The sequence below is a fragment of the Kitasatospora sp. NPDC059646 genome, assembly GCF_042734615.1.
Lineage (GTDB): Bacteria > Actinomycetota > Actinomycetes > Streptomycetales > Streptomycetaceae > Kitasatospora.
In genome coordinates, this window is sequence record NZ_JBHWDS010000029.1 from 56,194 (window position 1) to 68,460 (window position 12,267).

14 protein-coding genes are annotated in these 12,267 nt (G+C 71.8%); 9 read left to right on the plus strand and 5 right to left on the minus strand.

The window, feature by feature from the left end:
* The first annotated feature begins 269 nt into the window (after positions 1-269).
* Complete coding sequence (locus tag ACFV1L_RS21210; RefSeq protein ID WP_380367932.1) at positions 270-422, plus strand: hypothetical protein; 153 nt, start codon at positions 270-272, stop codon at positions 420-422.
* Positions 423-783: 361 nt separating this feature from the next.
* On the opposite strand, the gene ACFV1L_RS21215 is transcribed toward ACFV1L_RS21210, so the two are convergent.
* Complete coding sequence (locus tag ACFV1L_RS21215; RefSeq protein WP_380367934.1) at positions 784-1,362, minus strand: PASTA domain-containing protein; 579 nt, start codon at positions 1,360-1,362, stop codon at positions 784-786.
* Positions 1,359-1,907, minus strand: a complete 549-nt coding sequence (locus ACFV1L_RS21220; protein WP_380367935.1) for a SigE family RNA polymerase sigma factor — start codon at positions 1,905-1,907, stop codon at positions 1,359-1,361. The genes ACFV1L_RS21215 and ACFV1L_RS21220 overlap by 4 nt, the downstream gene beginning before the upstream one ends.
* A gap of 281 nt (positions 1,908-2,188) precedes the next feature.
* On the opposite strand from ACFV1L_RS21220, the gene ACFV1L_RS21225 reads away from it, so the two are divergent.
* Together ACFV1L_RS21225 and ACFV1L_RS21230 are read left to right on the plus strand one after the other, a co-directional pair.
* The gene (locus ACFV1L_RS21225) at positions 2,189-2,413 is read left to right on the plus strand and encodes a sigma factor-like helix-turn-helix DNA-binding protein (RefSeq protein ID WP_380367985.1); all 225 of its coding nucleotides are present in this window, start codon (positions 2,189-2,191) and stop codon (positions 2,411-2,413) included.
* Between the two features lie 79 nt (positions 2,414-2,492).
* Positions 2,493-3,182, plus strand: coding sequence for a type I-E CRISPR-associated endoribonuclease Cas2 (locus tag ACFV1L_RS21230; protein ID WP_380367987.1), 690 nt, complete (start codon positions 2,493-2,495; stop codon positions 3,180-3,182).
* A gap of 145 nt (positions 3,183-3,327) precedes the next feature.
* On the opposite strand, the gene ACFV1L_RS21235 is transcribed toward ACFV1L_RS21230, so the two are convergent.
* Positions 3,328-3,870 (minus strand): DUF4240 domain-containing protein, encoded by a 543-nt coding sequence (locus tag ACFV1L_RS21235; RefSeq protein WP_380367937.1) that lies wholly within the window; start codon positions 3,868-3,870, stop codon positions 3,328-3,330.
* A 456-nt stretch (positions 3,871-4,326) separates the two neighbouring features.
* On the opposite strand from ACFV1L_RS21235, the gene ACFV1L_RS21240 reads away from it, so the two are divergent.
* The 4 genes from ACFV1L_RS21240 to ACFV1L_RS21255 all read left to right on the plus strand — a co-directional run bounded on the left by ACFV1L_RS21240 (position 4,327) and on the right by ACFV1L_RS21255 (position 9,527).
* Positions 4,327-4,683: a hypothetical protein gene (locus ACFV1L_RS21240; protein ID WP_380367938.1), complete on the plus strand. Its 357-nt coding sequence runs from the start codon at positions 4,327-4,329 to the stop codon at positions 4,681-4,683.
* Positions 4,684-4,952: 269 nt separating this feature from the next.
* Positions 4,953-5,849, plus strand: a complete 897-nt coding sequence (locus ACFV1L_RS21245; protein ID WP_380367940.1) for a hypothetical protein — start codon at positions 4,953-4,955, stop codon at positions 5,847-5,849.
* A gap of 627 nt (positions 5,850-6,476) precedes the next feature.
* Entirely contained in the window at positions 6,477-8,528 is a 2,052-nt protein-coding gene (gene ligA, locus ACFV1L_RS21250; protein ID WP_380367942.1) for an NAD-dependent DNA ligase LigA, read from the plus strand.
* Positions 8,529-8,534: 6 nt separating this feature from the next.
* Positions 8,535-9,527, plus strand: a complete 993-nt coding sequence (locus ACFV1L_RS21255; RefSeq protein ID WP_380367944.1) for a hypothetical protein — start codon at positions 8,535-8,537, stop codon at positions 9,525-9,527.
* Between the two features lie 227 nt (positions 9,528-9,754).
* Here ACFV1L_RS21255 and ACFV1L_RS21260 read toward each other — a convergent pair whose 3' ends face one another.
* Together ACFV1L_RS21260 and ACFV1L_RS21265 are read right to left on the minus strand one after the other, a co-directional pair.
* Positions 9,755-10,057, minus strand: a complete 303-nt coding sequence (locus tag ACFV1L_RS21260) for a hypothetical protein (RefSeq protein WP_380367946.1) — start codon at positions 10,055-10,057, stop codon at positions 9,755-9,757.
* Positions 10,058-10,114: 57 nt separating this feature from the next.
* Entirely contained in the window at positions 10,115-10,501 is a 387-nt protein-coding gene (locus tag ACFV1L_RS21265) for a transposase (protein ID WP_380367989.1), read from the minus strand.
* A 176-nt stretch (positions 10,502-10,677) separates the two neighbouring features.
* Between ACFV1L_RS21265 and ACFV1L_RS21270 the strand changes: the two genes are divergently transcribed.
* Together ACFV1L_RS21270 and ACFV1L_RS21275 are read left to right on the plus strand one after the other, a co-directional pair.
* Positions 10,678-11,253 (plus strand): transposase family protein, encoded by a 576-nt coding sequence (locus ACFV1L_RS21270; protein ID WP_380367947.1) that lies wholly within the window; start codon positions 10,678-10,680, stop codon positions 11,251-11,253.
* Positions 11,254-11,504: 251 nt separating this feature from the next.
* A complete protein-coding gene (locus ACFV1L_RS21275) occupies positions 11,505-12,251 on the plus strand; it encodes a transposase (RefSeq protein WP_380367948.1) in 747 nt (248 codons plus the stop codon).
* Positions 12,252-12,267 lie beyond the last annotated feature (16 nt).

Consider the following 12,267-nt stretch of genomic DNA (forward strand, 5'->3'; position numbering starts at 1 on the left):
TCCGGACTGCTGGCTCTGTTCCAGCTGACGAAGCGCGGACGTCTGCCCGTCCATCGGGGCGACTACGGACCGGCCTGCAAGGGCTACGGGAAGAAGCCCCACCGTCGTACTTCGTCGCGCCGCTGCGTCCTCGCCGGCCGCCGCCGACTGACGCCCGCCGCGCCAACAGCCGGCGAATGCACCACGGCAGTCCGCTGCACCTGCCCCGCCCCGCCGGACCGCTGCGGCCCATCGCCCACCGACCGCCACCGGCCGACAAGGAGCCCCCAATGCCCCGCTACCGCGTCACCCTCACCACCCACGTCAACACCACCGTCGAGATCGACGTCTCCCGCCAGTTCACCGACGGGCAGCGGGCCCTGAAGCCATCGAGCCGGGAGCTTGCCGCAGGGGTGCTGGCGGCCGTCCCGAAGGGCTGGTAGCGAAGGCGCTGCCGCTGCCGTCGTCGTCGCAGGCGGTCAGGGTGAGAGGTGCGGCGACGGTCAGGCCGACTGTGAGAAGTCGGAGTCTCATGACTGACACGGTGTCAGCAGCGAGGGTGCGGCGGTGCGGTTGTCGCTGGACCGTGACGAGGCCATGGCGCGGCCGGGACGGGGAGTCGGCGGTCGGCGCGCGCATGGGCGGAGCGTCTGTGCACGCATGCTCCGCCAACGCCACGTCCCTGCGCCCCACCGGCAGGAGCCCTCCCCCCACTTCCCTCCCCGCACGCGCCTCTCGGAAAGTCCAGCAGCGGCCCGGAGGGGCGGGCGTCCAGCCGGTGCGCGGGCCGAAGGGCCCGGTCGCTCAGGTTCTGCCGGGTTTGCCCGTCGAGACCAGCAGGAGGACGGACGAGCCCGGTGCCACCGGTTGGGCGCCGCCCCGGGGCTGACTGCTGATCACCTGCCCGGCGGGAGCGTTCCAGTCCGTGTGCCGCATGATCGTGCAGCTCAGTCCGAGTTCGCGCAGCAGGCTTCCGGCCTGTTCGACCGGCATGCCGGCCAGGTCCGGCAGCGCGATGCCCGCTCCCGCGGTCTGCTCCTGCTCCTGTGTCGGAGTCGCATCGGCGCTTCCGCTCTTGGGGGTGCCGGTGGCGAGCGGGGTGCACGCCCCGTTCGCCGGTGGGGACAGGGACGGGGAGGCGCCGGGCGCGGGCGGCACGGGCTTCAGCGCGAAGAACCCCACCGTGGCGCACGCCAGCACGCAGCACGCCGCAGCGGTGCCGAGGAGCGCCCGGCGGGTGCGGCTGCGGCTGACGGCTCGCTCGATCGCGGCCGCGTCGACGACCGGCGCCGTCGGCCCGTCGGCGAAGGAGGCCACCGCGGCACGCAGCTCGGCTTCGAGACCCGGCTCGAACGGGGCCGGTCCGGACGACGTGTTCCTCACTTCGTACCTCCGAAAGCGGCCGACGGCGTGTGCGGCGCCTGGGCGCCCGATACGGAATCGCGCAGCTTGGCCAGGCCGCGGGCGAGCTGGGACCTCACCGCACTCGAAGAGATGTCCAGGACGTCGGCGACCTGCCGGACGTCCAGATCGTGCAGGTAGTACAGGACCACCACGCTGCGCATGCCCATCGGCAGCCCGAGCAGTGCCTCGATCAGTTCCGCGCGCAGATCCACCTGCCCGAACCGGTCCCGGGGGTCGGCCGTCTCGGGCACCCCTGACAGCCCGGGGCGCTCGCCCCGGCGCGACAGCCGCCGCCAGCGGTCGTTGGCCAGGTTGACCAGCACTTTGCGCACGTACGCCTCCGGCGAGTCCGCCACCGCGACCTTCCGCCACTGTCGGCACGCCCGCTCCAGCGTCTCCTGCACCAGATCCTCGGCCACGTGCACGTCACCGGTCAGCGCATACGCGGTGCGGAACAACGCTCCCGACCGCTGTGCGACGAACTCCGTGAATCCGTTGCCCGGACCGCTCTTGCGAAACCTCACCCGCCGACCTCCTCTCCTCGTCCCGTCCCGATCACTGCCCCCATGACGGCGGAACGGGGCCGGGTGCTGCACCGAGCCGCCGGCAGTGACGTGAATCACAGCCGGGACGGAAGGGTGTCCCAGGACCTCGCGCCGCTGCCGCCCGGGGTGCGGGCGGGGCCCGGCGAAGCGGAGGGCCGCCGGGCGGGCGGCCCGCAGTCGGCAACGCCGACCAGGCGATCTGCGACGCCTTCGCCGACCTCGCCGAAACCTGGCACGACGCCCTCACCACCGCCAGCCCCATCGCCTGCGCCTGGCAGACCGTCAGACGCCACGTCCGCACCCTCGCCGGCCCCACCCCACTCGGCCCCGTCGTTCACCTCACCACGGACCAGCAGGACCTCTTCCTCCTGTACGTAGTCCTCGACCTCTCCGAACAGGCCATTGCCGCAGTGACCGGGACCGAAGAGGCCGCAATCCGCACCCGGATCCGCTCCCTCGACACCCGCCCCACGCGCGACCTCTGACAACGCCAGCTATCACGGCTCCGCAGCCGATGACCCTGACCGCTGCTCCACGCCGCACTTGGTTCGGTAGTCGGGGGCCCTGACACGATGGCTGCTGGAAGTCACGCCCCAGCTGTACATCGGCACCATCTCCGCCAAGGTTCGTGAAGAACTCTGGGCATCCGTCAGCGACTGCATCGCGGACGGAGTCGCCGTGCTCGTCCACACCTCGGGGTCTTCACGAGTACCGCTGACCGGCGGTGTACCGGGCCGATCGGAGATCGTTTCCCGAGCGGCTGGTGATCGTTTCCCGAAAACCAAGTCGCTGCGGGCCGGCTCTCCGGACCAGACTGCACCGGTGGATACCCGCCGACCTTGCCCCTGCTGCGGTCACCTCGTCTTCGACCTCGACGACGGGTGGCCCGGCTCGTTCGCCATCTGTCCGGTCTGTTTCTGGGAAGACGACGCACAGCAGTTCCGCTGGCCGTTGATGCCGGGCGGTGCGAATCGCGTCTCGCTCGTCGAAGCCCAGGAGAACGTCCAGGCTTACGGAGCCTGCGATCAGCACGGCTGTCGCTTTGTGCGACCGCCCCTCGAAGACGAACCCGTTGATCCAGCATGGCGCCCCATCGACCTGACCCGGGACAAGTTCGAGGACCAGGATCAGGTGGGGCCCCGCCCCTGGCCCGACGACAAGTCAGTGATGTGCTGGTGGCTCCCGAGCTTCTGGGGACCACGCGACCAGCCGGATCCGGGTGCGGATCGGTGTGTGGTCGTCTACGACCGGTAGCGCCGGATTGCCGACTACTGACAGACAGCCGGACTACCTACTCCGGCACAATCAGCGATCGCATGCATCGCACCGTAGTGGCAACGACCGACCGCGCTCGCCGCCCGGGGTCGGGGACGGGTGGCTGTCCCTCACTGGGGTGCCGTCACGCGACGGCCGAGTAAAGCGCCGTCAGGCGGGGCAACCGCGCGTCCAGTTCGTCTTCGCCCTCGAAGTCGAAGTTCCACTCCGGGTCCAGCTCGGGATAACGGATGGTAAAGGCGTCGTTGGGGAGTTCCTCGCCAGTGGCTTCCTTGTGGGCGTTCCAGGCGATGCCCAGGGCCGCTTCGCAGTCGATGTCGATGCCGTCTGCGGCGAAGGCCCGGACCGCGGGGAGATCGGCGAGTGCGTCGGGATCGGCGATGATGCGCTCGAACGTCTCGCGGCCCTGGGTGATCAGCCAGCCGCGGAAGTAGTCGAATCCGTCGTCCGAGCATCCGCCGTTGATCACGTAGGCGGCGCCCCAGAGCGGGGCTCGGTAGGAGTCGGCCATCAGGCCCCGGAGGACCCGGTCGGCGGCGATGATCTCCTGGACCGGGTGGAGGGCGAGCAGTGCGATTGCCCGCTCGGCGACGGCGTCACCGTTGTCCGCGGCCGGCACCTGCGAGCGGGCTTCTTCGATCAACTTCCAGAACTGCTGGGTGTCCATGGCTGCCGAGCATGCCACCGGTCCCTGACAGGCCGGGCTCGGACCACGGTCGACAGCGGGCGTGCGCCGGCCGAAGGCGATTCGCCGAAAACCGCCCACCAGGCCCTCTTAGGTGGACCGTCAGTGCGCCGCCCTTGGACGGGGAATGCTCATTGCGGCACGGGGGCCGGGCCGCAGGTCCGCTGGCAGAGCCCGCTGGCGCGGGCGGGGAACAGGACAGGCGCCGCCGGCGTTCCGGGGCGCGAACCGGCGTCCCCGCGCGCACTGCCGGCGGAGCGCGCGGCGGGCCGCCGGGAGGACCTGCCCCTGGAGCAGCAGGTGCTGCTCGGTCGGGCCCGGCGGCGGGAGCGTGCTGCCGCGGTGCTGGCGCGGCAACTGCTGCCGCCGGCCTCGTGATCGGGACGGCCGGGCCGCCGCGGCTGGCCGCCGGAGCGCGGTCCGGTGAGGATCGGTGGTGTGACGGTGCTGGTGTGGACTCCGTGGATGGAGGCCGTCGCGCAACTCGTCGCCGCCCACCCGGACGAATTCGCGCGCTACCTCCACACCGCCACCGTGTCCCCGTACTGGGAGGGATGCACGACGTGCGCGCCGATGCCCCCGCAGGAGCGGACGCTAGCCGACCTGCTGGGTCACGACCGGCTGGGCCACCACGCCGTGGACTCCCTCGGACGGGCCGGGATCCGTACGGTGCCGGCGCTGCTCCGCGGCCTGGGCACCGGCGAGGTGGAGCACGTCTACGGCCTCGGCGTGGTCTCGCTGCAGCGCATTCGCCACGCGGTGGCCGCGATGGAGCGGGCCCGGTCGACCGGGTAGCCGCCGCGCCGGGCCGGCCCGACCAGCCGCAGGGGCCGGGCGGGCCGGGCGGCGGTCAGCGGCGGAAACCGTCCGGGCGGCACGTCGCCTTCCCGACCTGCCTGGCCATTGCCACGGCAGCGGCTCAGCGCACTGGCCCGGGGCCTTTGACCTCCTTGGATACCGAACCGGAGCAGGACCGGCCGGGTGGAAAACCGGGTGCGGCACCCGGGGGTCGAGCAGCAGTATGGCGGCCATCGCTGTTGCTTCCCGGTGAGGGGTTCGCGGGCATGACGGGTCAGGGGCCGGTCGGGGCCGAAGCCGTGGAGGCCGCGGTCGAGGGGTACTACGGCAAGCGAATCGAGACGCTGCGGATGCTGGCTGCCGGGGTCCCTGAAGGCTTGGTGGAGGTGTTGAAGCCCCAGCTCGACCGGCTGGAGGCGGCGCTGCGCGACTGGCGGGCGGAGGCGCGGCTGCCGGACGAGACGGTACTCGACCTCTACCTGAACACCTTCGATCCCGAACACCCGGAGGACGACCTGCGACCGCTGCCCGACGCGGCGGCAGAAGACGAACGGCGAGCCCGGCTGCTGCTGCGCGGGGAGCTGGAGGCGCTGGGGTATGGCCTCGAACCAAACTCCCATGCACCGCCCGCCGCCGCGGCACCCCGTTGGCCGACCGGCAGCGTCCTGTCCGGCGACCTGTACCTGGCCGAGCGGCACGTGCTGGAGCAGTACCGCCTCGCCATCCGCGCGGCGCTGACGGCAGCTCGACTCGAACCGATCCACGAAGCACAGGAGTACCTGTATTTCCCCTTCGCGTCCCGTGTCCCGGCTCCGATCGCCGACGACTTCCCGCTGGCGGCTGCGGTCCCGGGCTCGGAGCGGTGGCACGCGCACGGTGTCGAACTGGCCTGGGGGGAGAACCCTTGGCCGAAAAACGGGAGGGGCTGGAGTTACGGCCCTCTCGACATCTGGTTGGGGGCGGGCTGGGAACACTACGAGCCGCTGCCGTTGCCGCCGTTCGCCCACCCCGAGGACATCGTCGACATCGTGCGCCAACTACTCACGGGCGACCGCCACATCGTCCCCCGCACCCGGGAATGGGAGCACGCGGACGCGCTGACGGTGCTCCTGGAACAGATCAAGGCACTGGAACGGTCCCAGCGGGAGCTCGGATACCCGTAGCCGGGCCGGCCTACGGAGCAGAGCGTCGTTCGAACACGAATCGCGGCCCCATCACGGTCCACTTGACTGCTTGGCACCGTGAGGTGTCTGGGGCACCTGCGTACCGGATTCCCACTGCTGATGATGCGCGACACCTACTGGGGCAACCTGCATCCCGACAGCCACTGGGGTGGCTGTGCCCCCACCGGCCGGGACAGCGGCTGGAACTGACAGGTCAGTACCTCCCGATCCCCGTCCCGGGCGGCCCACATCACCCCGGGGCGGACGGCCGGTGGCGCGGCGAGCAGCAGCGCCCGGCCGACCTGCGGCCCCGGGCCCCCGCGCACCCCCGTCGCGGCGCGGCCCGGGGCCGCAGTCGTGTCCCCGTGCGGGTGACGGCTGGCACCCGGCCGCCGTCGGCTGGGGGTGAGCAGGGCGTCGTCTGCCAGGCCGGCCCGTGGAGTGCCGCCCCGTGCGTGTCCGCCCCGCTCTCGCAGGAGCCGGGGGTCGTGCTGGTCGCCTGAAGCAGTTGACGCTGGCTCCAGTCGACGGCGCGGAGACCACTTCCCGCACGAGTCTTTGCCGAGGAATTCGGCTGCCCCGGCTGCCACTGCGGGAGTTGTCAGTGCGGGGCGGGATCATCGGCCTATGACGCTTCCTGCCGCTGATCTGGCCACGTCCGCCGATTACGCCGCCGCCGTGGCCTCGGCCGTCAGTGCTTCCGCGGCGTACTACGGCGATGGCAGTTCCCCGTTGGGGGATGACGAGTACGACGCTCTGGTTCGCGGCATCGAGGCCTACGAGCAGGCGTACCCGGAGGAGGTGCTGGCAGATTCGCCGACCGGGAAGGTGGCCGGCGGCGCGGTCGTCGGCGACGTCCCGCATTCGGTGCCGATGTTGTCGCTCGACAATGTCTTCTCCGGGGAGGAACTCGCCGACTGGGCTGCGGGGTTGGAGCGTCGGCTGGGCCGGCCGGTGGCGGGCTGGTGTGTTGAGCCGAAGCTGGACGGGCTGGCGGTCGCGGCCCGCTATCGGGGCGGGAAGCTGGAGCGGGTGCTGACCCGGGGCGACGGTCTGGCGGGCGAGGACATCACGCACGCCGCCGACTCGGTGCTGGGCCTGCCCGCGGTGCTGGCGGAGCCGGTCGACGTCGAGCTGCGCGGCGAAGTGCTGCTGACGACCGCCCAGTTCGAGGAGGCGAACCGGATCCGGCTCGCGCACGACGCCGCCCCGTTCGCCCACCCGCGCAGTGGCGCGGCCGGGACACTGCGGGCCAAGGAGCGCCCCTACCGGATCGAGCTGACGTTCTTCGCCTACGGCGCGATCGGCCCGGAGGAGACCCTGGGCCACACGGCCCTGCTGGAGCGCCTGGCCGGACTCGGTGCGAATACGGCTGCCGCCACTGCGGCGGCCCCGCTGCGCTGCGAGAGCGTCGAGGAGGTGCAGCAGCGGATCGAGGAGGTCGCCGCGCTGCGTACCGTGCTGCCGTTCGGTATCGACGGTGTGGTGGTGAAGGCGGACGCCGCCGCCGACCAGCAGGACGCGGGCAACGGCTCGCGGGCGCCCAGGTGGGCGGTTGCGCGGAAGTTGGCGGCCGAGCACAAGGTGACGCGGCTGCTGGAGGTGGAGTGGGCCGTGGGCCGCACCGGCATCATCGCGCCGCGCGCCGTCCTGGAGCCGGTGGTGATCGACGGCGTCACCGTCACCTACGCCACGCTGCACAACCCGGCCGACATCACCCGCCGCGGCCTGATGCTCGGCGACCAGGTATTCGTCCACCGCGCGGGGGACGTGATCCCGCGGGTGGAGGCCCCGCTGGTCGACCGGCGCACCGGCGCCGAGACGCCGATCCTCTTCCCCGAGACCTGCCCGCGCTGCGGCGACGAGGTCGACCGCTCCGAGCAGCGCTGGCGCTGCGTACGCGGCCGCAACTGCCAGGCCGTCGCCTCCGTCGTCTACGCCGCCGGCCGCGACCAGCTCGACATCGAGGGCCTCGGCCACACCCGCGCCGTCCAGCTCGTCGAAGCCGGCCTCGTCGCCGACATCGCCGACATCTTCACCCTCACCAAGGAACAGCTGCTCACCCTGGAGCGGATGGGCGACACGAGCGCCGACAACCTGCTCGCCGCGATCGCCACCGCCCGCCGCCAGCCCCTGGGCCGGGTCTTCTGCGCCTTGGGCGTGCGGGGCACCGGCCGTACCATGTCCCGCCGGATCGCCGCGCACTTCGGTTCGATGGCCGCGATCCGCGCCGCCGGCGCCGAGGCCCTGGCCGAGGTTCCCGGCATCGGCGCCGAGAAGGCCCGTGTGGTGGCCGCCGAGCTCCTCGAACTCGCCCCGCTCCTCGACAAGCTGGCCGCCCAGCAGGTCGGCATCCAGGTCAGCGAGCCTCAGCGCCCCACCGTCGCGACGGCCGGTACCGGCGCTCCGGCGGAGGTGGGCGGCCCGCTGGCCGGTGAGGCGGTCGTGGTCACCGGCTCCATGACCGGCGTCCTTGCCGCGCTGTCCCGCAACGAGATGAACGAGCTGATCGAGCGGGCCGGCGGGAAGGCGTCCTCCTCCGTCTCCAAGCGCACCACGCTGCTGGTCGCCGGTGAGAAGGCCGGCTCCAAGCGCGCCAAGGCCGAGGAGCTCGGCATCCGCGTCCTCGCTCCCGACGAGTTCGCCGCCCTGGTCGCCGACCGGCTCCCGAAGGCCTGACCCCCAGTGAGCTGGCAGGGCGGGGCCGGTGTCCCGAAGATCTACGAGGAGGGCGGGCTCGAATTCCACGCCGGCACACCCGAGGACGTGCGGGTGGTCGTGGCGGCGATGACTGCCGGCGCCCGGGACGGCCTGTACTTGGATGCGGCGCCGTGGGAGAAGTTCCACCACGCGTTCGGCCCCGGCAGCGACGTGCCGGAGAGACTGCAGCGGATCCGGCACGGCGACGCCGAGAGGGCCGATCGCGAGCTGGACATTCTGTCGGACACGCTCTGCCACCAGGGCACCCCCAACGCCGTCGGAGCGCTCGCTCTCCCGTTCCTCGTCCGCATCGCCACAAGCCGTCCCCACCCCCGCCTTGTCGGACTGGTCGGGGCCCTCGCCCGCCGTCCCCACCTCGGGGACGGCACCCGCGGCGGGCTCCTGCGCACCAGCCCCCTCGCCGACGGCCTGCTCTTCGAACCCAGCGGATACGTGGCCAACTGGTCCGTCCAGGCCGCACGGCAGGCCCTCACCACGGACACGGACCTGCTGCTGCCCCTGCTCGACCACCCCGACCCGGCCGTCCGGACCGGCACCGCCTACGCCGTCTCGGCCGCGGCCGCCCCCGCGCGCGACCGTGCCGCGGCCGCGCTGCACGCGCGCCTGGACGCCGAGGCCGACCCGGTGACGCGCGCGAGCCTGGTCCTGGGGATCGGCGAACTGGCGTGGGAGGAACGCGACACCGCGACGATCGCCCGCACCCTCACCTGGTGGCGGGACCCCGCCCGGCCGGCCGAAGTCCGGATGAGCGCGGCCCTCGCCTGGCTCTGCCTCGTCGACGACCCCCTCCCCGCCGAACTCGACACCCTCCTCGACACCGAAGCCACCGACCGCCTCGTAGCCGTCCTCGACCCCGTCCCCTGGCTCTTCGACGCCGCCCGAGGGGACGGACTGCGCACCGTCCTGACCCAGATGCGCAACCCCGACGACTACGCCTGGATCACCGGCACGTACTGACACCCCGACCCGAACACCTCGCGCTGTTCGTGGTTGGGCCACTGTCCCACCGGTGCGTCATGCCCGGGATGCGCAACTGCCGATACCCCCTGCGATGGGGCCACGTGGTGCCGCGGCGTGGCGACCCTCCCGTTTCACCCCGGGGGAAACGACGGCGGCGTGGAAGGTACTGAACTTGAACTCGTGAAGTCGGTGTAGTGCCTTGCCGCGCCTCCAGAGCCGCTGCTTTACGAGCCGGTGCCAGGCAGCTGTGCGGCGACAGTTGCCACGAAGTGCTGCAGGACAGCGAACGGCAGCGTCTGCGTCCCGTCAAAGTAGACCTCTGCGGGCTTCTCCTCGTCGGGGGCGTAGACGACCACCGTCACGGCTGTTGGCCCGGGAGCGGGTGAAGCAGGCACGGTGGGGGACCCGATCGCGACGATGCGGGCCTCGCTGAGTTCGAAGTGGGTGGTCCGGCCCTCGCCCGTTCCGGTCTCGGTGGTGAGAGCGCAGTACAGATCACCGTCGTGGTCCCAGGTCAGCAAAGACATGGCGGCGATGCTGCCACGGTCGCGGCCGCCGACGCCGGGCATAACGGCCGGGGATCGTCAGCGAGTCAGGTCGTAGCTCAGGCCAGTTCCGATGAAGCAGCCGTCGACAAGGTCGGGGCGGTACTGGATCTTCTTGAGCTTGCGCTTCACGGCTCGGGTGATCTGGCCGAGATCGGCGGCGGCGAGGTTGCCGATGTCGCGCTTGACCAGCGACCAGATGCCCTCGGTCGGGTTCAGGTCCGGGGCGTAGGTGGGCAGCTGGAACACCGTGAGCCAGCCGGCGTTCGCGGCGATGAAGTCCCGCATGCCGGCAGTCAGGTGCAGGCGGAGGTTGTCCCACACGAGCACGATCGGGGCGCCAAGCTGGATGTGGGCACGGATGATGAGGTCGCGGAAGTCGCGCCAGCTGAAGCCGCTCGGCTCGTCTGTTTTCGGCGGGGCGATCGGGGTTCTGGCTCAGCTTGTGTGACCGGTGACGGTCCGTGACGCAACAGCGTCTGTCGCCGGGTTCGTAGATCGACTGAAAGTCGTCGGCCTGGCTTCCGGGTGGCTGACAGTCGAGGGTCGTGACGCAATCGTGGTCCCTGTTCAGGGAGTTGCTGTTTCCGTCGGTGTCGGAGGTGGCGGTTGTCCGGGTGGAGGCGGCCGGCTCCGTGGTGCGGGTGGAGGCGCGGTCGACCGTCGACGGTGCGGACTGCCCGGGCTGCGGGGCCCGGTCGAGCCGTGTGCACGGCTCCTACCTGCGGTTCCCGGCCGACCTGCCGAGCGCGGGACGGCGGGTGGTGCTCGTGCTTCGGGTGCGCCGGTTCGCCTGCCCGGACCGGTCGTACCCGCGGCGGACGTTCGTCGAGCAGATCGAGGGCCTGACGCGCCGTCACGGGCAGAGCACCGAGCGGCTGCGGTCTTCGCTGGCCGCGATCGGGCTCGCTCTGGCGGGCCGGGCCGGGGAGCGGATGACCGGGCTGCTGGGCCTGCGCGGGAGCCGCAGCACGCTGTTGCGGCGGGTGATGGAGCTGCCGGACCGGCCTGTCGGCGCCCCGACCGCGGTCGGGGTGGACGACTTCGCGCTGCGCAAGGGCCACGTCTACGGCACGGTGATCATCGACGCCTGCACCCATCGGGTCCTGGACCTGCTCCCGGAAAGGGACGCGGCCACGCTCGGCCCGTGGCTCGCCAGCCGCCCCCGGTCAGTGTGATTTGCCGCGACCGGGCCAGCGCCTACGCGGAGGCCGCCGACACCGCGGCGCCCCAGGCCAAGCAGGTCGCCGACCGCTAGCACAACCTCACCCGGGCCGTCGAACGCACCGTCCTCGACCACCGCTCCTGCCTGCACAGCCTCCCGGTGGTCGAGCCGGAACCCGAACCGCGGTGGGAGACCCCGCTCCCCGACCGGCCCGGCTCCGACGACAAGGATGAGACGGAGGAGCCGACCGGTCCCACCGGGCGGATGGCGGACCGTCGCAGTGTCCACCACGCCCTGGTCCACGACCTGCTGGACCGCGGGATGAGCATGCGCGAGGTCGCCCGCCACCTCGGCTGGGGCCGCAACACCGTCCGCCGGTACGCACACGCCGCGCGCTGGCAGGACATGATGAAGGACCGCAGCCCCCGGTCGAGCAAGCTCGACCCGTTCAAGCCCTACCTAGCCGGGCGCTGGGAGGAGACCGGCGGCAAGATCACCGGCCGCGAGCTGTTCGAGGAGATCACCGCCCGGGGATACCGGGGCGGCCGCACACTCCTCGCCCAATGGAAGTGCCAGGCCCTCACCGCGCCGGACAGCGCACCGCCGCCCCCTCCGCCGCCCTCGATACGGCAGGCCACCGGCTGGCTGACCCGCCACCCCGCCGGGCTCACCCCCGACGAGGAGGTCCAGCGCAAGACGCTCCTCGCCCACTGCCCCGAACTCGACACCGCCTCCGGCCTGGTCACCTCCTTCGCCGAGATGCTCACCCGCCTCGAAGGCGAACGCCTCGCCGAGTGGATCACCGACGCCATGACCTCGGGCTTGCCCGGCATCAGCACCTTCGCCATCGGTCTGAACAGCGACTACGACGCCGTCCACGCCGGACTGACAACCCACTGGAACTCCGGCCCCGTTGAAGGAACCGTCAACCGGATCAAGATGCTCAAGCGGCAGATGTACGGACGCGCCGGCTTCGCGCTCCTGAGGAAGCGGGTTCTGCTCGCCTCATGACCATGCCTACGCCGGT

Coding starts and splice junctions, on each gene's coding strand:
- ACFV1L_RS21210 (WP_380367932.1), top strand. CDS start 270: ATGCCCCGCTACCGCGTCACCCTCACCACCCACGTCAACACCACCGTC.
- ACFV1L_RS21235 (WP_380367937.1), bottom strand. CDS start 3,870: ATGGACACCCAGCAGTTCTGGAAGTTGATCGAAGAAGCCCGCTCGCAG.
- ACFV1L_RS21245 (WP_380367940.1), top strand. CDS start 4,953: ATGACGGGTCAGGGGCCGGTCGGGGCCGAAGCCGTGGAGGCCGCGGTC.
- ligA (WP_380367942.1), top strand. CDS start 6,477: ATGACGCTTCCTGCCGCTGATCTGGCCACGTCCGCCGATTACGCCGCC.
- ACFV1L_RS21260 (WP_380367946.1), bottom strand. CDS start 10,057: ATGTCTTTGCTGACCTGGGACCACGACGGTGATCTGTACTGCGCTCTC.
- ACFV1L_RS21275 (WP_380367948.1), top strand. CDS start 11,505: ATGGCGGACCGTCGCAGTGTCCACCACGCCCTGGTCCACGACCTGCTG.